Below are 21,186 nucleotides of genomic sequence, written 5' to 3'. Positions count from 1 at the left end.
GAAAATATGTCCAAGGCTATGAAAATCGCGATTGTCGATGACGAAAAAGATATGCGGCAGTCGATCAGCCAGTGGTTAGCCCTGTCCGGGTTCGACACCGAAACCTTTGCCTCGGCTGAGGATGCGCTGAAAGGGTTAGGAAGTGATTACCCCGGCGTTGTGGTCAGCGACATCAAGATGCCCGGCATGGATGGGATGCAGTTTCTCAAGAAGCTGAAGGGTGTTGATAGCTCGCTCCCGGTCATCATGATCACTGGCCACGGCGATGTGCCGATGGCGGTTGAGGCGATGCGGGTGGGTGCCTTTGATTTTCTCGAAAAGCCGTTCAACCCGGACCGGATGACCGAGCTGGCCAAGAAAGCCACACAGGCCCGCCGCCTGACGCTGGACAACCGCGCGCTGCGCAAGGAATTGTCGGATGGATCGGCCCTGATCAAGAAACTGATTGGCCAGTCCGCCCCGATGGAGCGCCTGAAAGAGGACATTCTGGATCTGGGGCAGGCCGATGGTCATGTGCTGGTCGAGGGTGAAACCGGGACGGGTAAGACCCTTGTCGCCCACGCCCTACATGCGGTTGGAGCGCGCGCCAGCAAGAAGTTCGTTCTGCTGAGTTGTTCGGCCTATGACGAGGAAACGCTGGGTCGCCGCATCTTTGGCCCCGCCAAGGATGATGAGCCTGTGCCGGCGATGGAAGAGGCCCGCGGCGGGACGCTGGTTCTTGAGGATATTGAGGCACTTAGCCACGCATTGCAGGCCCGTTTGCTGACCGCGATCAATGATCAGGGCACCCCGGCTGAAACCCGGATCGTCGCCATTTGTAACCTGCAGGAGCAGGACAAGACCTGTGAAAGCGTGCTGCGCCCGGACCTGTTTTATCGGTTGGCCGCGCTGCGGATCACGGTGCCGCCGCTGCGTCAGCGGGGCGAGGATATTCTGGCGTTGTTTACGCGTTTGAGCGAGCAATTTGCCGATGAATATGGCTGCGATGCACCCGAAGTCAGCGCGCAAGAGGCGGCGCAGTTGCTGCAGGCGCCATGGCCGGGCAATGTGCGTCAGTTGATCAATGTGGCTGAACGCGCCGTGTTGCAGAACCGGCGCGGCACTGGGTCGATTGCGTCACTGCTTATGGCGGATACCGAAGAGACCAAACCGGCGATGACAACCGAGGGTAAGCCCTTGAAAGAATTCGTGGAAGCGTTTGAGCGGATGCTGATCGACAACACGATGCGCCGCCACAAGGGATCGATCGTGTCGGTGATGGAGGAGCTGTGCCTGCCGCGCCGGACGCTGAACGAGAAGATGGCGAAATACGGTTTGCAGCGGTCGGACTATTTGTAAACGCACCGTGGCGTTGCGTGACCCCCATCGGGCTGTGATCTTCGCGTCGCCGCCGCGATTCATACGTTAATGCTGTAAAATCTGGCGTTTTGCCCTGTCGGCATCACGTCGGATTTGCGTCGGCAAAACGTCGGACCTTTTGGCGGGCATCGCCGCCTTTAACGCAGCGCGCGGTGCCTTTCGTAAATTTCTAACGTCCGCCGGTATCTATTGTGTGTGCTGCGGTAACTTTGTGGTCGTGCTTAACCGTGTTAGCTGTTTGCGAGCGCTTTGACCAAATCGTCCTTGCTCATATCTGATCGGCCTTCGACCTCGCGGTCCTGCGCCATGTCGTAAAGCTCGCTTTTCGTCTTGTTTTCCAGCGAAACGACGAACCCCTTTCCGCGCCCGTTCTCGTCGGTGTCTTCCTGATCTGGACCATCATCCGCGTAGCCGCCACCGCGCTTTTATACTCTCGAACGGCAAGTTTGGCCTTGCGCGCGAACCACTGACCCGGCTCACCGCCCTTGTCGCTTTCAATCAGCTCTTCTTTGACCTTCTCCCAAAGATCGGGATCAGTTTTCGTTGCAGATGACATTCATTCCTCTTTCAGCGGATCGTGACCCCAGTTCATCAGCGAATAGCGCCAGTCTGAATGTTCGATATCATCACCAGGTCCGCCCTGTGACAGATGGCGTTTGATGTAGCCGACGACGGTTGCCATGTGGTCCCACTGATCATCACTCAGGTCATCCTTGTTGGTGCGCTTGATGTTGACGATTTGGCGGCCCGACTTGTGGCCGGTGCTCTCGCTATCCTCGCTGTCGCCCACGGATTTTGACTCTGACGTTTCCAGCCAATCCTCGAGTTCCTGAGGGGCCATGTTGACGAGGTCGCGCCATTCATCCCATATTTGATCATGTGATTTCGATGAGGACATCCCAAGCTCCCGTCTTTCTAAGTTCATTGTGGCAACGTGTTGAGGGGTGGTTGGTTCCGTCAGTCAGTGTTGTGCGCGGGGTCGTGGGAACGGGCCGACCCAATTATCGCCGTCGCGAAATTGCCATTGTAATACCGGGCCTTCCTCCCTTATGTATGAGTTACGGATGTCTGGGCGGGGTACGCGCGGTGCCATCCGGGAGAATTCTCTGTTTTGAGTGATGCGGGCGGATTGTCCGACACCTTGGAGCAGCTGATTTGGTCTTCAATGGCCAGAAGAACGCCCTTGGCTGCGTCCACTCAAACGCAGACCGGGCCTTGAACGGGCCCCCGATTTCGTGGGGTCGGAGAAGAAACGCGATGCAACGCGCAGGATATGACAGGCAAGACAGGGCGGCCCCAAGGGGCCCATGTTTTGCCCGCGCGCAGGTCGCCATAATCAAACAAGCAGTACGGACAACAGCGCCCCCCGGGGCGCCACCGGGGCTGTTTGTGAACGGACAATATGCCAAAGAAAATGCTCATAGATGCCACACACGCGGAAGAAACCCGCGTTGTTGTGGTAGACGGAAACAAAGTCGAAGAATTTGATTTTGAAAGCCAGTTCAAGCGTCAGCTTGCCGGCAATATATACCTTGCCAAGGTAACCCGGGTTGAACCATCGCTGCAGGCCGCTTTTGTGGATTATGGCGGCAATCGCCATGGTTTCCTGGCGTTCTCGGAAATTCATCCTGATTACTACCAGATCCCGGTTGCTGACCGCGAGGCCCTGATCGCCGAGGAAAAAGCCTATGCTGAAAGCCTGAAGGCCGAAGCGGAGGCCGAGGACGAAGAAAAGGCCAAGCCCAAGCGCCGCCGCAGCCGCGCCAAGCCCAAAGCCGCAGCGGTTGAGGGTGAGGATGCGGTTACCACCGCTGAGGTGGAGACACCGGAAGAGGAAACATCCGGCGATATCGCCGGGATGGAAACCATCGATCTGGTGGACGAGGAAGAGGGCAGTTCGCCCATGGAACTGGTGGGCGAGACCCCGGTTGAGACGCCTGCCGCTGGTGATGATGACGATGGCGATGACGAAAAGCCCTATGTCGCCATGGATGATGCGTCTGACAAGGACGAGACGATTGAGAGTGTCGCGGAAGAGGATGACAGCGAAGACGTTCGTCCGGTCCGCAAGCCGCGCCCCAAGCGTTACAAGATCCAGGAGGTCATCAAGGTCCGTCAGATCCTGCTGATCCAGGTGGTCAAGGAAGAGCGCGGCAACAAGGGTGCCGCCCTGACGACCTATCTGTCGCTGGCTGGCCGTTATTGCGTGTTGATGCCCAATACCGCCCGTGGCGGTGGCATTTCTCGCAAGATTACCAATGCGGCCGACCGCAAGAAGCTGAAGGAAATCGCAGGGTCCATGACCGTGCCTGATGGCGCCGGACTGATCATTCGGACCGCCGGTGCCCAGCGGACCAAGGCCGAGATCAAGCGCGATTACGAATATCTGCAGCGCATGTGGGAACAGATCCGCGAGTTGACCCTGAAATCCATCGCGCCGGCGAAGATCTACGAAGAAGGCGACCTGATCAAACGGTCGATCCGTGATCTTTACAGCAAAGAGATCGACGAGGTGATCGTTGCGGGCGAGCAGGGGTATCGCACGGCCAAGGACTTCATGAAAATGATCATGCCGTCCCACGCCAAGAACGTGAAATACTATGCCGAACAGCTGCCGCTTTTTGCCCGCTATCAGGTTGAGGGCTATCTGGGTGGTATGTTCAATCCCACGGTGCAGCTGCCATCGGGCGGCTATATCGTGATTGGGATTACAGAGGCGCTCGTTGCCATCGACGTGAACTCTGGCCGGGCGACCAAAGAAGGGTCGATCGAGCAGACGGCGCTGAAGACTAACCTTGAGGCTGCTGATGAGGTGGCCCGCCAGTTGCGTCTGCGCGACCTGGCCGGTCTGATCGTGATCGACTTCATCGATATGGATGAGCGCCGGAACAACACCGCCGTTGAAAAACGGTTCAAGGACAAGCTGAAAACGGATCGCGCCCGTATTCAGGTCGGTCGGATTTCCGGTTTTGGCCTGATGGAGATGTCCCGTCAGCGGTTGCGCCCCGGCATGCTGGAAGCCACGACGCAGATGTGTTCGCATTGCCACGGCACCGGCCTGTTGCGCTCTGACGACAATGTGGCGCTGTCGATTATTCGTGCCTTGGAAGAAGAAGGCGTGCGTGGCCGCAGCAAGGAAGTGCTGATCAAGGCCCCGATTTCGATTGCCAATTTCCTGATGAACGGCAAGCGCGAGCATATCGCCGATATCGAGGCCCGCTATGGCATGTCGGTGCGGATCGAATGTGATCCGACGCTGGTGTCGCCCGATTATGCCATTGAGAAGTTCAAGACAGCGACCCGTGTCGTGCCGGAGGCGGCCCCTGTCGTGGCCTCTGCCGCGTTGATGGACGATGATGACGATGATGTTGCCGCCGAGGTGGTCGAGGCAGATGCGGAAGAACGGTCTGATGGTGGTGAGGACAAGCCCAAGCGCAAGCGCCGTCGCCGCAGTCGCCGCAGGCGGGGTGGTGGCAACAATGCCGAGAACCAGCAAGCCGAGGTGACAGAGGCGACTGCCGAGGAGCAGCCCGCCGCGGCAGAAGCGGCACCGGCTGAGGCTGTTGTGACCGAGGATGCGCCGGTGGCGGAAGAAAAGCCCAAGCGCACGCGGTCTCGCCGGAAGAAGACAGAAGAACCTGCAGGGGCGGCGGAAGAGGCTGTTGCCGAGCCTGCTGCGGCTGAGGCCGCTGAGGAGACGCCTGCGCCGAAGAAACGGACCCGGACCCGCAAGAAGGCGGAGCCGAAGGTTGAGGAAGCGGCGGTGGAAGAGGTGCCTGTCGAGGAGGCTGCTGCTGCACCAGAGGCCGAGGAAAAGCCCAAGCCCAAGCGGCGTAGTCGGGCTAAGCCGAAGCCGGAAGCAGAGATTGCGGTAGAAGCACCTGCTGAAGCGCCGAAGGCGGAACCGGCGCCTGAACCAGAGCCAGAGCCTGTGAAGGAACCTGTCGCGGCGGAGGCTGCACCGGAACCCGCGCAGGACGACGCCCCGGCCAAGCCCAAACGCAAGGGCTGGTGGTCGCTCGGCAGGGGATGACCGGCGCTGTCGTCATCACCGGAGGCTGCGGCTTTCTGGGGACGGCGCTGGCCAGACGGATTGCCAAACAAGGTGTGACGCTGCCCGATGGGCGGCGTCTTTCCGTTTCCGGGGTGCATTTGTGGGACATTCCGGGCGCACAGGTGCCTGATCTGCCGGATGTGCTTTTCACCGCGATTGATATCGCGGATGCGGATGCCGTGGGTGCCGCGATGCCTGCCGACACGGTTCTGATCTATCATCTGGCGGCCGTGGTCAGTGGGCAGGCAGAGGCGGATTATGATCTGGCGATGCGTGTCAATCTGGGCGGGACCAATGCGGTTCTGGCGGCGGCCCGTGCCGTTGATGACGAGGTTTGTGTCATCGGCACATCCTCGCTGGCCGTCTATGGGACCTGTGCGGTTGAACCGCTGACCGAGGCGACACCGATCCAGCCGCGCAATACCTATGGTGTGACCAAGGCCATGGCCGAACTGGTCATGGCCGATTATCGCAGGCGGGGCTGGGTGGATGCCCGCACCTTGCGTTTGCCGACCGTCACGGTCCGGCCGGGCAAGCCGAATGCGGCGGCGTCATCCTTTGCATCGTCTATTATTCGCGAGCCGTTGGCGGGGCAGCGGGCGGTGTGTCCGGTTGATCCGGCATTGGCAATGTGGGTCGCCTCCCCTGATGCGGCTGTGCGTGCCTTGCATCATGCGCCCAGTGTGGCGGGGGAAGACTGGCCCGCATTTGGTGCAGTGAATGTGCCGGGTCTTCGGGTGACGGTGGCCCAGATGCTGGAGGCTTTGGGCGAACGCCGCGCGCTGGTGGATATGCAACCCGATCCGCAGATTGCGGCCATTGTCGGGTCCTGGCCGACGCTGTTTGATACGCGCCTTGCCGCGTCATTGGGGTTTGAAGGCGATGCCGGATTTGCCGATATCATGGCGCAGGCCGCTGCGGGCTAGTTGCTCTGCAGCCCGTCCTGCACGCGCCGGAAACTGCCCGGATCAAGATAGGGTTTCAACAGCGACAGATGTTGCGCCAGACCTGCGGCAGGTGGGGTGGCAAGCCCGGGTTGTGCTTCTTGTCTGAATTCGAGTGTGAAGCGCGAGATGATCATGACATTTGTGATCAGGTCATCGACGGCCTCAGCAGGGATTGTCAAAAGATTGGCGGCGATCAGCGCATCATAGAGCGTTCGTAACCGCACGCTGACGGCGGTATATATTCGCGACAGGTTCGCGGCCAGTTCGGGGCTGTGCGCGCCGTATTCGGACCGGTCGCGGAACATGAAAAGATAGCTGTCGAACAGGGCCTGCCAGCGATGCATATAGGCGATGTAATCCGCAATGGGATCGGGGCTGGCGGTGATGTCCTCTGACACCTGTGTCCAGTCAGCCAGAAACGCCTGCTGTACCGCCGCCAGCAGATCGGCCTTGGTGGGATAGTGATACCACAGATTGCCCTCTGACATGCCCAGACGTGCTGCGAGAGCGGCGGTGGTGACTTCGGCGAATGAGCTTTGGTTGAAGGCGGTGATGGCCCCCTGGACGATGCGGTGTTTGGTCTTGCTGAGGGTCTGTACTGTCATGGTGTTAGCCATGCAGCACCAGATCGGACAGCTTTTCACCGATCATGATCGCCGGTGCATTTGTGTTGCCGCTGATGATGCGCGGCATGATGGAGGCGTCGGCCACTCGCAACCCATCAACGCCGCGCACCTGTAATTGCGGATCGACAACCGATTGTGCATCGGCCCCCATGCGGCAGGTGCCGACCGGGTGATAGACCGTGTCGGCGTGATCGCGGATGATCTGTTCCAGTTCGGTATCGGACGCATTGTCGGGCATGGTGTAGGAGCGTGTGATGTGATCGCGCATCGGGGCTGTTGTCATGATGTCATGGGTTTTGCGCGCGGCCAGCTTGAGCTGGGTGAGATCGCGCTCATCCTCCAGAAACCTCGGGTCGATCAGCGGTGCGTCGGTGGCGTGGGGTGATGTCAGGCGCACTTCGCCTCGGCTATGGGGCCGCAGAACGCAAGCATGGCAGGACACGCCATAGCCCCAGCGCAGGCGGCGGGCGTGATCCTCGACCCGGGCCACGACGAAATGCAGTTGCGTGTCAGGCCAGTCCCGACCGCTGTCGCCGACCGAGAAGAACGCCCCGGCTTCGGCGAAATTGGTGCTGACCGGGCCGGTGCCGTCGCGCCGCCATTGGCGGATGCCGCGCAAAAGTCGGGCGGTCCCGGCCAGCCCGATGCCGATCACATCGGTCCGGTTCACACCATAGGACAGTGTGACGTCGATATGATCCTGCAGGTTTTGTCCGACATCGGGGCTGTGGATTGCGACGGGGATGTCCATTGCGCGCAGGTGGTCGCCTTCGCCGATGCCTGACAGCATGAGCAGTTGCGGAGACTGGAACGCCCCGGCGCTGAGGATGATTTCCCGCCGGCAGTTGATGACCGATTTGCCAGACCGGGTCTGGACGGCAAGGCCAGTGGCGCGCCCGTCTTCCATGATGATCCGGAGCGCGGTTGTTTTGGTCCTGATATCCAGATTGGGCCGCGATCGGATCGGGTTGAGATAGGCTGCCGCCGCCGAACAACGCTCGCCGCGCCGGTGATCGTGGAATTGGGTGACGTGATATGGGCCGATCCCGTATTGGTCCGGCCCGTTGAAATCATCGTTGCGGGGCAGTTGGGTGGCTTCGCCTGCCTTGACGAAATCGGCGGTGACGGCGTGTGGGCTGGCGAGGTTGGTGACATGCAAGGGGCCATCGCCGCCATGAATGTCATCTGCCCCGCCGGTGAAATTCTCAGCCCGGCGGAACAGCGGCAGCAGGTCGTCATAGCCCCAGCCATCGCAGCCCATGTCGGCCCAACCGTCGTAATCGCGCCGGTTGCCCCGGATATAGATCATCGCGTTCATGATGGATGAGCCGCCCAGACCCTTGCCGCGTGGCTGATACCCGCGTCGGCCGTTCAAGCCGGGTTGTGGCACGGTTTGAAAGGCCCAGTTGTTGATCTTGATACCAAGATGCGCGGGCATCATCGCCACGGCCCCCATCGGTGCCCGGACCAGCAGATGGTCGGCGTTGCCGCCAGCCTCGATCAGGCAGACGCTACGCTGTCCGTCTGCAGAGAGCCTGTTGGCGATGACGCTGCCGGCTGATCCGCCGCCGACGACAATATAGTCAAATGTGTCTGGTGTTGGGGGCATGCGGCACCTTTGTATAGGGTGCAAACCCTAGGCAGAGGCCCGGATGCTGTCAATCTGGTCTCAGCCCTTGCGGATCAGATAGATCTGCGCCTTATCGGTGTCGGCCATGTCGAGCAGGTCGTGCCCGGCTTCCGTGCAGAAATGAGGGACATCCACAATCGCTGCGGGATCATCGGCCAGCATGCGCAGCACTTGCCCCGACTGCAGCGCCTGCAGCCGTTTGCGCGCCTTCAGAACGGGCAGGGGGCAGAGCAGCCCGGTTGCATCAAGTTCGGCGTCATGTGTCATGGCCAGCGGATCAGGCGGCGTCTGCATTTATATCTCGCTATCGGTTTCAGTCAAAATTGCTCAGTTCCAGGAAAAAGAGCGCAGGACTAACGGGTTAATTCAAGCTCTTTTGACGGTTTGCGCCGAAAAAACAAACGATCCGGGGGATCGTTTGCGGCGCAAACGGGCGGAGCCCTAATGGGTGCGCGGCGCGTTACGGGCTACAAAACGTCCACTGGACGTTTTGCTGAACGCCCTAACTGCCTCTGCCGTCGCGGATTTGTCCTGCCGATGACCCACATCATTGCGGTCAAATCAGCTTGTCAGCGGCAAAATGTGTCTCGCGCCGATAGCGAGAGATAAATGCAGACACCGCCTAGGCGTGATGTTTCAGATTGTCCACTAACTTGTGACGAGTTGCTGGGTGACGGATCGGCCTTGTTCCCTTAGGCAGGTGCGAAAGGAACGGATATGCTCGACTCGACCCTTATTCTGGATGCCACGCTGTTGCCCGCGATGCTGATCGCGATGGTGGCCGGTTTGCTGTCGTTTCTGAGCCCCTGTGTCTTGCCGATCGTGCCGCCTTATCTTGCCTATATGGGTGGCGTGTCGGTGACCGATATGGACGAGACGCGGACAGCGCGCCGTCGTGTTCTGCTGGCGGCGGTGTTTTTCGTGCTGGGCCTGTCGACCATATTTTTGCTGCTGGGTCTCGCTGCATCGGCTATGGGCCGGATGCTGCTGCAGGCGCAGGACTGGTTCGTGACGATTGCCGGGATGGTGGTGATGATCTTTGGCGCGCATTTCATCGGCGTTTTCCGCATTGGATTTCTGGATCGCGAGGCGCGGGTGGAGGCCGGTGACCGCGGCGGGTCGGCCTTTGGGGCCTATGTGCTGGGGTTAGCTTTTGCCTTTGGCTGGACGCCGTGTCTTGGGCCCATATTGGGCGCTATCCTGGGTCTGGCCGCCTCAGAGGCGGATATGGCCCGCGGCACGTTGTTGTTGGGGGTCTATGCGCTGGGTCTGGGCATTCCGTTTTTGCTGGTCGCGGCGTTTTTCCCGATGATGAAAGGGCCGATGGCCTGGATGAAACGCAATATGGCCCGGATTGAACGGATATCGGGCCTGCTTTTGTGGACTGTGGGGTTGATGATGGTCACCGGTCAGTTCACAGCATTCAGCTTTTGGTTGCTTGAGCGGTTCCCCGCGCTCGCCACAGTCGGTTAGGGGACTTATGTTTTCAAAAGCGTTGGGTTAGCCTAAGCCTTGTCGGGACAGACAGGGACTATCGATGAACGAAGACAGCACGCGGGTCACGCGCCGCAGGGTGTTTCATATTCCCGGCTATGACCCGATCCATCCCCGACGCTATCGCGAACTTTATCGCACAGAAGGGGCCAAGCAGGCGGAAATCAGCGGCTATAGGATTGACGTGCAGGCCAAGGCATCGGCGGACACGTTCAGCTGGTCGGTCAATGCCAGCATCGAGAACTACGATGTCGCCGCCCGTGTCGATGTGCTGGTCTGGTCGGATATTGTGCGCGACAGCATGGCACAGTCGATCCCGGCAACCTATTTGCAACTGCTGCAGACCGCCTGGATCTATATCAGCACCGGCACCCTGCGCCGGTTGATGTGGATGCGCAAAGGGCCGGTCATTGCCGCCCTTTACCCGGTGGGTATGTTGCTGTTGCAGCTACTGGTGGCGGTCCTGCTGGGCCGATTTCTGGGCAATCTGGTGCAGGGTGGCATCCTGTGGCTGTTGTCGCTAGCCGGGTTGAGCGCGGGTTTCTTTTTCACGCTGATCGCGTGGATTGCGTTCCTGCTCAAGCTGGGTATCTGGGCTGTGGTTGTCGTGCTGCTGCTGCGCTGGTTCAAATCGAAGGACAGCAAGCTTTACGCCTATTACCTGATGCATGATTATGCCTTTTCTGCGCGGCTTTGGGGGGAACATCCGCCGGAGTTGGAGGCGCGGATGAAGGAATTTGGCGATACGATTGCGCAGGCCTTCATGACTAATGTGGATGAGGTGCTGGTGGTCGGCCATTCATCTGGTGCGCATGTGGCAATATCGGTGCTGGCTGACTTGCTTCGGGATGGCCGCGTGCCTGCCGATGGGCCGAAACTGGCGCTTCTGACATTGGGGCAGGTTGTGCCGATGATGTCGTTTTTACCCAGGGCGCGCCGGTTGCGCAGCGATCTGGCTTTTCTGGCAACACAGGATCGGATCACATGGGTTGACGTGTCGGCCCCCGGTGATGGTTGTTCTTTTGCCTTGTGCGACCCCGTGGCGGTGACTGGCGTGACCCCACCGGGCAAACGCTGGCCCTTGATCATGTCTGCGGCCTTTACCCAAAGCCTGTCAGAGGCGCGTTGGAAGCAGTTGCGCTGGCGGTTCTTTCGGCTGCATTTTCAGTATCTTTGCGCCTTTGACCGGCCCAAGGATTATGATTATTTCCAGATCACTGCTGGCCCCCGGCTGCTGGCCGACCGCTATCGCGACCGCCCGCCATCGAAGTCGCGGATCGATGTGGCGGTGTCGAAATACACATCCTTGCTGCCTTGAGTGTGCAACCGCCCAAGCCAGTGCCGCGGCCTGATAAGGTGTCGCTGTGGCGCTATATGCGATTGTTCCGCCGCGATATACTGTCGGCACAGCCTGCGCGGCTTTATCGGGCGTGGATGGCGGAGTTTCGCACGCCGTTTTTTCGCAGCTATCTGATCAATGACCCGGCGCTGATCCGCGAGGTGCTGAATGCGCGACCTGATGATTTCCCGAAATCCGACCGGATTGGCGCGGGCCTGCGCCCGCTGCTGGGCGAGAGCGTGTTTCTGACCAATGGCGATGTCTGGAAACGCCAGCGCCGGATCATTGATCCTGCGTTTGAAGGCGGGCGGCTGCGCGATGCCTTTCCCGGTATTCTGGCAGCAGGGCGGGCGGGGGCGGCCCGGTTGGATGGTACTGATGAAGTGGTCGAGATCGAGGCGATGACGAGTCACATCGCGGCCGACGTGATCTTTCGCACGCTGTTTTCGATCCCGATCGAGGATGAAACGGCGCGTCAGGTGTTTGAGGCATTTCGCGATTATCAACGCTCGCAACCGATCCTGAACCTGGCGGCCTTTGTGCCGGGGCCGCGCTGGATGCCCCGGTTCTTTCGACGCGGGACGCGCCAGACCGCGCGTACCATTCGGGCGCTGATTACAGACCTGACGAAGGCGCGGCTGGCGCAGATCGCCGAAGGGGACGCGCCGGATGATCTGGCTACGAAAATCCTGACGACGACCGATCCTGAGACGGGCGAGACCTTTACGCTGCCGGAAATGGTGGATCAGGTGGCGATCTTTTTTCTGGCGGGGCATGAGACGAGCGCATCGGCCCTTGCTTGGTCGCTTTATCTGCTTGCGCTTTATCCTGACTGGCAGGATCAGGCAGCGGCAGAGGCTGCCGCATGGTCAGAGGATTTTGCGGGCCTGTCGCAGTTAAAGATCACGCGGGATGTCTTTCGCGAGACGCTGCGCCTCTATCCACCGGTGCCGATGATGGTGCGCGAGGCCACGCGGGGGGAAGTGTTCCGCGAAAGGTCCGTGCAAAAGGGTGCGCAGATTGTTCTGTCGCCGTGGCATCTGCATCGCCATTCCCGGTTATGGGATGATCCGGATGGGTTTGATCCCGGGCGCTGGCAGACGGATGCGGGCAAGGAAAGCGGGCGCGACGCCTACCTGCCTTTTTCGGCTGGTCCACGGGTTTGCATCGGGGCCGGGTTCGCGATGATTGAAGGGGTGGTTTTGCTGGCGTCGCTGCTGAAAAACTACCAATTCGCGATTGAAGATAACGCCACTCCCGTGCCGGTTGCGCACCTGACGGTCAGAGCGAAAAATGGCATCTGGCTGCGAATCACACGGCGCCAGTCGTAGGTCGTTTCGAAACGGGGCACAAAGCCGAAAAACGGGCTAAATTTAGGGCCATTGTAGAAACTGACGCGCCGTAATTGTGCCTATGACTAGCGGATAAGCGCTCATTTAACCTGTGTTAATGTAAGTATTATAGACACTTACACGGTTGGGTGACCTAATCAGACAAGTTAAGTGAAATTCGCACTGCCTTTTTTCCGCCGCATTGCTGGCGATACTCAATGGCTTAGTGTGAGTGGGTTTATCGGGGGATGACATGACTATTGCTCTACCTAGCACGACCAAGCGGGGCCTTTCGGGACTATTGGGCCGCAAACGTCGTGAAACCGGTGTAGCCGGGACGAAGACAACAGCTGAAAAGCAGTTGGGCCGCCATGAGGTTGCCAAGCTGTTTACGCAGGATCGCAAGGCCGCTGTTGCAGCCACGCCTGCCAAGCTGAACGACACAGAAAAGAAGGATCGTGATCGGCTGAACAGCCTGCGCGGTGCGCTTTACTCTGATTGATCGCGCCGCAAGGCGCGCTCGAACACATAGACCCGCAAGGCCGAGGCGAGACCGATGTCCCCTCGGCCTTCGTCTATTTCAGCGGCCAGTCCGTTGATCGTCTTGCCATCCTCTTCGGCAATCTGACGAAACGCATCCCAGAAGATATCTTCCAGCGAAACCGATGTGCGATGCCCGCGCAGGGTCAGCGATCTTTTGACCGGGCGCCTGTGATCAGTCATCACTGCGTTTCAGTTGTGACAGCCGGTCGTCGGCCTGTTTCCGGCGGGCTGCGTCAAGCTGTCGTTCCGCCTTGGTCCGCCCAAAGCGGACGGCGTTTTCGTCAGCCTTGGTTTTGGCTGCGGCTCGCGCTTTGGCCTTGCGCGCCTGATTGAGGTTGATCGGCTTCACTTTGGCCCGATCATGTCTTCGGGGCGCACGACCTTGTCAAAGGTCGCTTCGTCCACAAAGCCCAGCTTGATCGCCTCTTCCTTCAGCGTTGTGCCGTTCTTATGCGCAGTCTTGGCGACGGTGGTGGCGTTGTCATAGCCGATGGTGGGTGCAAGGGCTGTGACCAGCATCAGGCTTTCGCGCATCAGTTTTTCGATCCGGGTCCGGTCGGCACGGATGCCTGCGACACAGTTGTCGGTAAAGGCCACGGATGCATCACCCAAAAGCTGCATGGATTGCAACACGTTATAGGCCATCATTGGCTTCATCACGTTCAGTTCGAAATGACCTTGGCTTCCGGCAAAGCCGACAGCCGCATCATTGCCCATGACATGGGCGCAGACCTGCGTGATCGCCTCGACCTGGGTCGGGTTCACCTTGCCCGGCATGATGGATGAGCCGGGTTCATTTTCGGGCAACATCAGTTCGCCCAGACCGCAGCGTGGGCCGGAACCGAGCATGCGAATGTCAGCGGCGATCTTGTAAAGGCTGGCGGCGACGGTTTTCAGTGCACCCGACATTTCGACAAGCGCGTCATGGGCGGCCAGCGCCTCGAATTTGTTGGGGGCGGTGACCAGCGGCAGACCGGTGATATCGGCCATATGGGACGCGACCGTTTCGCCCCAACCCATGGGAGAGTTGAGGCCGGTGCCGACTGCGGTGCCGCCTTGCGCCAGTTCGTAGATCGCGGGCAGAGCGGCCTTGATCCGGCGGATGCCCATGGCGACCTGATGGGTGTAGCCGGAAAATTCCTGCCCCAGCGTCAGCGGTGTGGCGTCCATCGTGTGGGTCCGCCCGATCTTGATGATGTCGTCGAATTCTCGCTGTTTCTGTTCCAGTGCGGCGTGCAGTTTTGCCAGACCCGGCAGCAGCACGTCATGGGCGGTTGTGGCTACCGCAATATGCATTGCAGTTGGGAACGTGTCGTTGGACGACTGGCCCATGTTGCAGTGATCATTGGGGTGGATCGGATCCTTGGACCCGATCACGCCGCCCAGCATTTCGATGGCGCGGTTGCTGATCACCTCATTGGCGTTCATGTTCGACTGGGTGCCGGACCCGGTTTGCCAGACGACCAGCGGGAAATGATCGTCAAGCTTGCCTGCAACCACTTCGGCGGCGGCGGCGATGATCGCATCGGCTTTTTCCGCGTCCAGCTTGCCCCGGTCCTTGTTGGCCATGGCGCAGGCCTGTTTGATCACGCCGAGCGCACGCACGATGGCGACCGGCTGCTTTTCCCAGCCGATGGGGAAATTCATGATGGACCGCTGTGTCTGCGCGCCCCAGTAACGATCGGCTGGAACCTCAAGCGGGCCAAAGCTGTCGGTTTCGGTGCGTGTCTCGGTCATCGTGATCCCCCTGATACAGTGTCACATGACCTATATTGGCGGGGATGGCAGACCGCAATATCGCAAAGTTCAGGTCAGGTGAACGAACTGTGCGCCTTCGCCAATGGGTTTGGTCGCGGCAAAGGTGCGAAGCTTCTCTTCGATCTGTTTTCCGTCCGCACCATGGTAGTAGAAGAACGTGTAGCGTTCGCCAGCCTCGCTGCCGCCGTAGCTGTGCCCATCGCCAAGGGCCGCGAGGATTTCATCGTTGAAATTGTCGGGGTCGAAATCTTCGTAAGCGCTGTCCGGCAGACCGGTGCCGTCCAAGCCGATGCCAACCACTTCAACGGTGCCGAATTCGCGCAGGCTTTCGCCATCGTCGTTCAGGAACTGCGTTTTTCGTGGTGCGCCAAGCCGGATCATGGCGTCCTGCAGTTTGTCCAACCGGTCATCAGACAGATCAGCCAATTCCAGCTCCAGATCGCAGAACAGGATGCCACCATCCGGGTCCATCATGGTGCCACCGCCGCTGACCTCGCCCAGTTCCTCTGCTTCGAGAATTTCGTCTAGCGGGTCTTCCCATAATTCGCCCCGATCCAATGGGCCGATCTTCAGCGGCAGGCGAATAGTCAGGAAAACAGTGTCGGTCATCGGCTTACTCGTAAAGTATCGTGGGGAGTTTTACTTGCGGAACTGATCGAGGCTGACCACGTCGGCCTCTTTGCGGTCTGTTTCAGGCTCAGCCTCGGGTTCGACCATTTCTTCCATCGGTGCTTCGGCGATCTCCTCCCCCTCGTCCTCTTCATCATCCTGGGTTTCGAACCGCAGGCCGAATTCCACAGACGGGTCGACGAAAGTTTTGATCGCGTCGTAAGGGATATAGAGCGTTTCGGGATTGTCGCCGAAGTTGAGCGTGATGGTGAACCCTTCGCTGGTGACCATCAGATCGGCGAACCAGTGCTGGATGACCACGGTCATTTCGCCCGGATACCGGTCTGACAGCCAATCGGCGATTTCAACGTCGGGATGCATTGTATCAAAGGTGATAAAGAAATGATGCGCGCCGGGCAAACCCTCGGCTGCGACCTTGTCGAGCACTTCCTGAATGAGGCCGCGCATCGCCCGGTGCATCAGGTTCCCGTAGTCAATGGAGCGGCTCACGACAAATCATCCTTTGCTAGGTCTGTTGTCAGCATAAGCGATTCCATCCCGGAGGAAAGGGCCGATCTCAGGCAGTGCCGGTCGCGTAAGAGGCGGCAAGGCTGAGCGTCGCGCAAAGCGGCAGGACGATGGCGAGCGACCAGTGCCGCCACAACAGCAGTGCGGCGGCGATGCCTGCAAGCACAACCGCAAGGGGTTGAGCGGTGTCAAGGATGGGCCGGATGGTCTGGACCGGTCCCCAGTCAACGGGTGCGACGCTGCTGAAAAAGACATGCAGCGCGAACCAGAGTGTCAGGTTGGCGATCACCCCTACAACTGCCGCGGTAATCCCGGCCAGCGCCCCGCGCAAACGCGGTCGTCCGTCGAGCCAGTCTATCAGCGGGGCACCGGCGAAAATCCAGATGAAGCAAGGCACGAATGTCACCCAAAGCGTCATTGCGCCCGCCAACAGCGCCATGCCGGTCCCGCCCTTTGCCATCCCGGCGATCATGCCGACGAATTGCGTGACAAGGATCAGCGGCCCCGGTGTGGTTTCCGCGAGCCCCAGCGCATCCATCATCTGTGGGGTAGTCAGCCAGCCGTAAGAGACCACGACCTCTTGTGTCATATAGGCCAGAACCGCGTAGGCTCCGCCGAAGGTGACGACGGCAAGGGTGGAGAAAAACAAGCCGACCTCGATCAAGAACGATTGATTGAGCGCGCCAGCCAGTGCCAAGGGCGCCGCCCAGATCAGCCCGCCGATCAGGATGATCCGCAGGCTGCCAGAGAGGTTGGCGGGTTTGGTCGGCGGGGCCTCATATTCAGATGTGGTCAGCATCGCACCAATGATGGCGGCGACCCCAATGACCAGTGGAAAGGGCAGGGCAAAGCAGAACAAAGCCAAAAAGCCGCCAATGGCGATCAGGCTGTGTTCGGGCCTGATCAGCGCCCGTTTGGCGATCTTGATGAGCGCTTCGATGACGATCACGACGACTGTCGCCTTGACCCCAAGAAACAGCGCCTGCACGACAGGCAGGTTGCCATAGGTGCCATAGGCCAGCGCGAGTGCCAAAATGATGATCGCACCGGGCAGCACAAACAGCCCGCCGCCGATCAGCCCCCCGATGATCCCTTGCCGTTTCCAGCCAGCATAGGTGGCCAGTTGCATCGCCTCTGGCCCGGGCAGCAGCATGCAGAATGACAGGGCCCGCAGGAATTGCTCCTCGCTGAGCCAGTCGCGGGTTTCGACCAGTTCCTTATGCATCAGGGCGATCTGTGCGGCGGGGCCGCCGAAGGACAAAAGCCCGATGCGCCCGAAGACGCGGACCAGCTCAGCTGTCATGGGTTTCGTCCTGGCCGTCGCGCGCCCAACGATACAGGGCATCGTAGAGCGTCATGCCCGCATCAAGCTGGGCCGTATCATCGCGATACATCCGCGACAGACCCACGGACATCGCCAGCAGACCAGCCGCCTGAGGGGAAAGATCATGCTGGTTGGTATCGGCCGCGCGGATCACCGTCGCCATTGTTTCAAGGGCAGGATGGGCAAGCCCGAATTCCGCAATCATGGTGTCGAACGTGCAGTTTCCATCGCGGTGGCCCCAGAATGCGTCGGGGACATCAAAAGGGGTGGCATAAAAGCGTTCGGCCACACCGGCGACATGAGCAGGCGGTACAAACATGAACTCTGCCATCTGGTCCACAAAGCGCCGGATCAGCCAGGGGCAGGCGATCCGGTCAATCTTGGGGCGGTGGCGGGTGACCCAGAGCGGGCCGGGGATCTTGGCCGCGGGGATGCGGGGCAGCTTGGCGTCGCGCCAGCCATAATTGCCGCCTTCAAGGACCTGCGCGCTGATTCCGCGGGCGCGCAGCCGGGCAGCGATCCCGTGAGACAGTTTCAGACCCTTCTGGCAGATCACGATGACCTCTTGCCCGTCCACTTGGGCCGCAAGCCCGTCGATATCTGTATGGGGGTGGCGCCGTGCGGTGGGAACGAGGTGTGGATCGTCGTCGAAGTCGTTATCTATGCAGACGTCAATCAACACAGGACACTGGGGCGTGCCGATCAGCCGCATCAGTTTTGCAGGGGAAATTTCGTTCAAGCCGGTCATGGTGCATCCTTTCTGAAAGTGGTCAGTGGATGCGACGCTTGGGCCTTGGCCTGACGGGGCGTTCGCGGACCCCATGCGCCATTGATGCGAGATCAGCGGCGCGGGGTCAATACTAACCCACGATCTTGCTCAACTCGCGCAGGATTTTCGCCCGGATGGAGCTGGGATATTCCCGGTGTGTGCGGGCGGTGATGACAAAGCCGTTTCGGGTGATGACAGCGCTGCGATAGAAATTCGTGATGGCGAGGCCCATGGATTCAATGGCGATGCCATTGATCGTCACCCCGGCGCGTTCGGCGGCGTTACGCGCCGCACGCACATCGGTGCCGCCATTGGGTGTTCCATCGCCAGAGATATCGATGACGCGGCGTTCACAATCCGGCACCTCGTCAAAAAGTTGCAGTGAAAAATAGATGGCTTCTGCCGGGGCGGTGTCCGAAAGAACAAAGGCGCGCTGCATCAGCCGGGATTGATTGGCCAGATATTCCGCATCAAGTGCGGTACGTATGCGCAACCACGGGATCGTCAGTTCCTGCCTGTCCTGCCCGGACCATTGCACCACTGCAATTGCCGTCTGACCCTGGATCATGGTTTCGACGATTTCAGGGTCGCGCAGGGCGTCTGCCAGCCCGTCAACCTGCAAACGGTATTCGGCGGTATCGACGGAATTAGAGACATCAATGGTCAGAACAAGGGCCGTGTCGCAGGCCGAGGCAGCAATTGGAATCAGACCCCAAAGAAGGGCGCAAGCAATTGTTAATCTTTTCATGATTGCATCCTGCGCATGGACTTGGGGCATTTCAAGTCACATTGGTTAACGCGAGGGAAGCTATGGTTTTTACGGGTTTGCCGGCTGTTCTGCCTCATTCTGCCTTTTTCTTGGCCCAATTCGCGAGGAAGAACATGGCACCTACACAGGATCGAACACATTCACTGCCCACTCACTCGCGTTTTCGGCCACCACTCACGCAATCTGGCCGATGATGCTGCCACAGTTGAAAGGTCTCACTATGCTTAAATCCGGATTTGCGCGTTGCGCATCGTTTGCCGCCATCGTTTTTGCCGCCAATGGCGCGTCTGCCGACCAGGCGCATTCGCAACTTTATCTGGCGGGACAGCTGCACACGCTTGTTCATGAAACAGCGGCCTCTGTCTGCATGATCAACGCGGGCGTCGCAGTTGAAGCGGAGATGCAGACATTGCTGGCTGCGCACCAATCCTTTATCAAGACCCTCGCCGCGCTGTCGGAGGGTGAATTGGCCGACCAGGCCCACGAGGTCAAGGAAAACTGGCTGCCGGTTGATGCCGCGATCAGCATGATCCTGGCCGGGGATACCCCAGCAAAATATGCCGAAGCGGTGCAGGCGGGCAAAGGTCCGCTGCAGTTCACGACATTGTCCCTGCTGGACCAGACATCGGCCAATTATGAGCACGCTGAGGGCGTGACCATGTCGGATGTGCTGACGGTGGATCTGGCCGAACGGCAGGAGGTCTTTGTCCAGATGATGAAGCTGATGGCCTGCGAAATGGCGGATGAGGCAGCGGGAACCGAGGTATTGGCCAAGCTGGAAGACACCATGACCCTGTATGAGGCGAGCATGGACGCGCTGACCAACGGCGTGCCTGCCATCGGTCTGGCCGCACCAGAGGATTACGCCGTCAATCAGGTTCTGGCGGCGGCCGCCTTTGACTGGCAGGACATGAAACCTGTGCTGGAGACGATTGTCGCAAACCGGGGTGCGACTGCCGAAGATCTAAATGGTCTGCGGTTGCGGGCTGGCGCGGTGGATGCCCGCATGGCGTCATTGGTCGATATCTACCTGGCACCGGCTGAAACCGGTCCGGTTCCACAGGTTGCGGCATTGGGTGAGGGCACGGAATAAGCTAACCGCACGCCTAATTGAAACGACAAGGGCCATCGCGTTTTGCGGTGGCTTTTTTTTGTGATTTTTCAGGAGGTTGAAGTGCAGGTTTCTGTTGCCAGGTACCTGCGAACCCCGCCCAAGGTCGCAAAACCTTAGGAGTTAATTTTCGATATTACGCACAGCTTACGCTGCGAGTGCCATCGGTGCTTTGTTGTCATTTGCAACTAGCTTTTTTGTACCGATAACGGTGGTAACTCACCGAGACAAAGCAAACCCCTTTAGACGTTCGTCGATCCTGTTTCGTCCCCATGGCTGCCAAATGAGCAGTTTTTGGTGGAGACGCCGGGTACCGCCCCCGGGTCCGATCCGCTTATTACGAGCGCGTTTATGTCCATAGTCCCGAAGGACATCTCATACATAGGCAACGTTCGGTGGGTCGGCAAGGGCGCGCAACACCTCACATCGCCCGATTTTGGCGAATCATTTGTTAATACTGGGTTTTGGGTCGAAATCGCCGGTCGGATTCGCGTCGGCAAAACGTCGGACCCCAAAGCCGGATTTCGTCCGGTTAATGCTGCGCACTGTGAAAGTATGAACGCGGCGTTAAGCATTGCCCGTCAGAGGTTCAGCAGTATGGCAGGGATCCCGACGCCCGCCTCCACCAGAAAGAACACCCATTTCTTGCGCGATTGCCCGTCCAGCAGCAGCGATGTCAGCCGCCCCAAAGCGGCACCGGACCAGCAGAACCCGAGCATCATGTAAGCCTGCGGTGTTCCGATGAGCATCGCGCCGACGCCCATACCGATGAAAAGTGCACCTGCTGAGGCCCTGATTTCTGACGGACCCATGTTTGAGGTGCCCGGATCGAGATTGAGCGTCGAGAGTGTGTATCTGGGCGCGAGCCAGCCGAAACAGCCCAATCCGATGCTGAGCAAGGCGAAGATGATGTTGATGATATCCATGACCAATCCTGTGTTCTGTCATGAACATGCGGCGGCTTTGCCCAAGGTCAACAGATGGGTTGATATCAA

The 21,186-nt window shown here is 59.4% G+C and carries 22 protein-coding genes and 1 other RNA gene; 8 read left to right on the top strand and 15 right to left on the bottom strand.

All coding sequences use genetic code 11. The annotated features are described in order from the left end of the window. The first annotated feature begins 6 nt into the window (after positions 1-6). Positions 7-1,338: a sigma-54-dependent transcriptional regulator gene (locus ACFWW4_RS17385; protein ID WP_393928530.1), complete on the top strand. Its 1,332-nt coding sequence runs from the start codon at positions 7-9 to the stop codon at positions 1,336-1,338. Positions 1,339-1,589: 251 nt separating this feature from the next. Here ACFWW4_RS17385 and ACFWW4_RS17380 read toward each other — a convergent pair whose 3' ends face one another. Together ACFWW4_RS17380 and ACFWW4_RS17375 are read right to left on the bottom strand one after the other, a co-directional pair. Continuing rightward, entirely contained in the window at positions 1,590-1,667 is a 78-nt protein-coding gene (locus ACFWW4_RS17380) for a hypothetical protein (protein WP_411892061.1), read from the bottom strand. 248 nt (positions 1,668-1,915) lie between these two features. Then, a complete protein-coding gene (locus tag ACFWW4_RS17375) occupies positions 1,916-2,257 on the bottom strand; it encodes a DUF3140 domain-containing protein (RefSeq protein ID WP_411892023.1) in 342 nt (113 codons plus the stop codon). A 504-nt stretch (positions 2,258-2,761) separates the two neighbouring features. Between ACFWW4_RS17375 and ACFWW4_RS17370 the strand changes: the two genes are divergently transcribed. Both ACFWW4_RS17370 and denD read left to right on the top strand, forming a co-directional pair. Continuing rightward, a complete protein-coding gene (locus tag ACFWW4_RS17370; RefSeq protein ID WP_411892022.1) occupies positions 2,762-5,392 on the top strand; it encodes an Rne/Rng family ribonuclease in 2,631 nt (876 codons plus the stop codon). Next, a complete protein-coding gene (denD, locus tag ACFWW4_RS17365; protein WP_411892021.1) occupies positions 5,389-6,339 on the top strand; it encodes a D-erythronate dehydrogenase in 951 nt (316 codons plus the stop codon). Before ACFWW4_RS17370 ends, denD begins: the two co-directional genes overlap by 4 nt. On the opposite strand, the gene ACFWW4_RS17360 is transcribed toward denD, so the two are convergent. From ACFWW4_RS17360 to ACFWW4_RS17350, 3 genes are read right to left on the bottom strand one after another with little or no spacing between them, the layout of a single operon-like run. Then, a complete protein-coding gene (locus tag ACFWW4_RS17360; protein WP_411892020.1) occupies positions 6,336-6,965 on the bottom strand; it encodes a TetR/AcrR family transcriptional regulator in 630 nt (209 codons plus the stop codon). The genes denD and ACFWW4_RS17360 overlap by 4 nt on opposite strands. Before the next feature lie 4 nt (positions 6,966-6,969). After that, positions 6,970-8,595, bottom strand: coding sequence for a GMC family oxidoreductase (locus ACFWW4_RS17355; protein ID WP_411892019.1), 1,626 nt, complete (start codon positions 8,593-8,595; stop codon positions 6,970-6,972). A 60-nt stretch (positions 8,596-8,655) separates the two neighbouring features. Next, positions 8,656-8,883: a sulfurtransferase TusA family protein gene (locus ACFWW4_RS17350; protein ID WP_411892060.1), complete on the bottom strand. Its 228-nt coding sequence runs from the start codon at positions 8,881-8,883 to the stop codon at positions 8,656-8,658. Positions 8,884-9,333: 450 nt separating this feature from the next. Here ACFWW4_RS17350 and ACFWW4_RS17345 point away from each other — a divergent pair, with 450 nt between their 5' ends. The 4 genes from ACFWW4_RS17345 (at position 9,334) to ACFWW4_RS17330 (ending at position 13,282) form a co-directional block, all read left to right on the top strand. Next, positions 9,334-10,089 (top strand): cytochrome c biogenesis CcdA family protein, encoded by a 756-nt coding sequence (locus ACFWW4_RS17345; protein WP_411892018.1) that lies wholly within the window; start codon positions 9,334-9,336, stop codon positions 10,087-10,089. A gap of 64 nt (positions 10,090-10,153) precedes the next feature. Continuing rightward, the gene (locus ACFWW4_RS17340; protein ID WP_411892017.1) at positions 10,154-11,428 is read left to right on the top strand and encodes a hypothetical protein; all 1,275 of its coding nucleotides are present in this window, start codon (positions 10,154-10,156) and stop codon (positions 11,426-11,428) included. A gap of 56 nt (positions 11,429-11,484) precedes the next feature. Next, positions 11,485-12,780, top strand: coding sequence for a cytochrome P450 (locus tag ACFWW4_RS17335; protein ID WP_411892016.1), 1,296 nt, complete (start codon positions 11,485-11,487; stop codon positions 12,778-12,780). Positions 12,781-13,033: 253 nt separating this feature from the next. After that, a complete protein-coding gene (locus tag ACFWW4_RS17330) occupies positions 13,034-13,282 on the top strand; it encodes a hypothetical protein (RefSeq protein ID WP_393928520.1) in 249 nt (82 codons plus the stop codon). On the opposite strand, the gene ACFWW4_RS17325 is transcribed toward ACFWW4_RS17330, so the two are convergent. From ACFWW4_RS17325 to ACFWW4_RS17290, 8 genes are all read right to left on the bottom strand, one after another. Then, positions 13,270-13,503, bottom strand: coding sequence for a ribbon-helix-helix domain-containing protein (locus tag ACFWW4_RS17325; protein WP_393928519.1), 234 nt, complete (start codon positions 13,501-13,503; stop codon positions 13,270-13,272). The genes ACFWW4_RS17330 and ACFWW4_RS17325 overlap by 13 nt on opposite strands. Then, positions 13,496-13,672 (bottom strand): DUF4169 family protein, encoded by a 177-nt coding sequence (locus ACFWW4_RS17320; RefSeq protein ID WP_411892015.1) that lies wholly within the window; start codon positions 13,670-13,672, stop codon positions 13,496-13,498. Before ACFWW4_RS17320 ends, ACFWW4_RS17325 begins: the two co-directional genes overlap by 8 nt. Next, positions 13,669-15,060 carry a class II fumarate hydratase gene (fumC, locus tag ACFWW4_RS17315; RefSeq protein ID WP_411892014.1) on the bottom strand — a complete coding sequence of 464 codons (1,392 nt, stop codon included), beginning with the start codon at positions 15,058-15,060 and terminating at the stop codon, positions 13,669-13,671. Before fumC ends, ACFWW4_RS17320 begins: the two co-directional genes overlap by 4 nt. Before the next feature lie 69 nt (positions 15,061-15,129). Further along, positions 15,130-15,690: a hypothetical protein gene (locus ACFWW4_RS17310; RefSeq protein WP_411892013.1), complete on the bottom strand. Its 561-nt coding sequence runs from the start codon at positions 15,688-15,690 to the stop codon at positions 15,130-15,132. Positions 15,691-15,720: 30 nt separating this feature from the next. Then, positions 15,721-16,200: an SspB family protein gene (locus tag ACFWW4_RS17305; RefSeq protein WP_411892012.1), complete on the bottom strand. Its 480-nt coding sequence runs from the start codon at positions 16,198-16,200 to the stop codon at positions 15,721-15,723. Between the two features lie 67 nt (positions 16,201-16,267). Beyond that, entirely contained in the window at positions 16,268-17,521 is a 1,254-nt protein-coding gene (gene chrA, locus ACFWW4_RS17300; RefSeq protein WP_411892011.1) for a chromate efflux transporter, read from the bottom strand. Then, entirely contained in the window at positions 17,511-18,290 is a 780-nt protein-coding gene (locus ACFWW4_RS17295) for a chromate resistance protein ChrB domain-containing protein (protein WP_411892010.1), read from the bottom strand. Before ACFWW4_RS17295 ends, chrA begins: the two co-directional genes overlap by 11 nt. Before the next feature lie 112 nt (positions 18,291-18,402). Further along, positions 18,403-19,059: a DUF1194 domain-containing protein gene (locus tag ACFWW4_RS17290; RefSeq protein WP_411892009.1), complete on the bottom strand. Its 657-nt coding sequence runs from the start codon at positions 19,057-19,059 to the stop codon at positions 18,403-18,405. Between the two features lie 241 nt (positions 19,060-19,300). Between ACFWW4_RS17290 and ACFWW4_RS17285 the strand changes: the two genes are divergently transcribed. Further along, positions 19,301-20,173: a hypothetical protein gene (locus tag ACFWW4_RS17285; protein WP_411892008.1), complete on the top strand. Its 873-nt coding sequence runs from the start codon at positions 19,301-19,303 to the stop codon at positions 20,171-20,173. Positions 20,174-20,253: 80 nt separating this feature from the next. On the opposite strand, the gene ssrA is transcribed toward ACFWW4_RS17285, so the two are convergent. Together ssrA and ACFWW4_RS17275 are read right to left on the bottom strand one after the other, a co-directional pair. After that, positions 20,254-20,602, bottom strand: a transfer-messenger RNA (tmRNA) gene (gene ssrA, locus ACFWW4_RS17280). Positions 20,603-20,772: 170 nt separating this feature from the next. Then, complete coding sequence (locus ACFWW4_RS17275; RefSeq protein ID WP_411892007.1) at positions 20,773-21,117, bottom strand: DUF4345 family protein; 345 nt, start codon at positions 21,115-21,117, stop codon at positions 20,773-20,775. Positions 21,118-21,186: the final 69 nt, after the last annotated feature.

Source organism: Yoonia sp. SDW83-1 (assembly GCF_046762885.1).
Lineage (GTDB): Bacteria > Pseudomonadota > Alphaproteobacteria > Rhodobacterales > Rhodobacteraceae > Yoonia.
The sequence above is the reverse complement of the archived record's forward strand: the minus strand, read 5'-3'. Positions and strand labels throughout refer to the sequence as shown.

Coding starts and splice junctions, on each gene's coding strand:
- ACFWW4_RS17380 (WP_411892061.1), bottom strand. CDS start 1,667: ATGGCGCAGGACCGCGAGGTCGAAGGCCGATCAGATATGAGCAAGGAC.
- ACFWW4_RS17275 (WP_411892007.1), bottom strand. CDS start 21,117: ATGGATATCATCAACATCATCTTCGCCTTGCTCAGCATCGGATTGGGC.
- ACFWW4_RS17355 (WP_411892019.1), bottom strand. CDS start 8,595: ATGCCCCCAACACCAGACACATTTGACTATATTGTCGTCGGCGGCGGA.
- ACFWW4_RS17375 (WP_411892023.1), bottom strand. CDS start 2,257: ATGTCCTCATCGAAATCACATGATCAAATATGGGATGAATGGCGCGAC.
- ACFWW4_RS17325 (WP_393928519.1), bottom strand. CDS start 13,503: ATGACTGATCACAGGCGCCCGGTCAAAAGATCGCTGACCCTGCGCGGG.
- ACFWW4_RS17310 (WP_411892013.1), bottom strand. CDS start 15,690: ATGACCGACACTGTTTTCCTGACTATTCGCCTGCCGCTGAAGATCGGC.
- ACFWW4_RS17385 (WP_393928530.1), top strand. CDS start 7: ATGTCCAAGGCTATGAAAATCGCGATTGTCGATGACGAAAAAGATATG.
- ACFWW4_RS17335 (WP_411892016.1), top strand. CDS start 11,485: ATGCGATTGTTCCGCCGCGATATACTGTCGGCACAGCCTGCGCGGCTT.
- ACFWW4_RS17370 (WP_411892022.1), top strand. CDS start 2,762: ATGCCAAAGAAAATGCTCATAGATGCCACACACGCGGAAGAAACCCGC.
- ACFWW4_RS17290 (WP_411892009.1), bottom strand. CDS start 19,059: ATGAAAAGATTAACAATTGCTTGCGCCCTTCTTTGGGGTCTGATTCCA.
- ACFWW4_RS17360 (WP_411892020.1), bottom strand. CDS start 6,965: ATGACAGTACAGACCCTCAGCAAGACCAAACACCGCATCGTCCAGGGG.
- fumC (WP_411892014.1), bottom strand. CDS start 15,060: ATGACCGAGACACGCACCGAAACCGACAGCTTTGGCCCGCTTGAGGTT.
- ACFWW4_RS17330 (WP_393928520.1), top strand. CDS start 13,034: ATGACTATTGCTCTACCTAGCACGACCAAGCGGGGCCTTTCGGGACTA.
- ACFWW4_RS17295 (WP_411892010.1), bottom strand. CDS start 18,290: ATGACCGGCTTGAACGAAATTTCCCCTGCAAAACTGATGCGGCTGATC.
- chrA (WP_411892011.1), bottom strand. CDS start 17,521: ATGACAGCTGAGCTGGTCCGCGTCTTCGGGCGCATCGGGCTTTTGTCC.
- ACFWW4_RS17285 (WP_411892008.1), top strand. CDS start 19,301: ATGCTTAAATCCGGATTTGCGCGTTGCGCATCGTTTGCCGCCATCGTT.
- denD (WP_411892021.1), top strand. CDS start 5,389: ATGACCGGCGCTGTCGTCATCACCGGAGGCTGCGGCTTTCTGGGGACG.
- ACFWW4_RS17340 (WP_411892017.1), top strand. CDS start 10,154: ATGAACGAAGACAGCACGCGGGTCACGCGCCGCAGGGTGTTTCATATT.
- ACFWW4_RS17350 (WP_411892060.1), bottom strand. CDS start 8,883: ATGACACATGACGCCGAACTTGATGCAACCGGGCTGCTCTGCCCCCTG.
- ACFWW4_RS17345 (WP_411892018.1), top strand. CDS start 9,334: ATGCTCGACTCGACCCTTATTCTGGATGCCACGCTGTTGCCCGCGATG.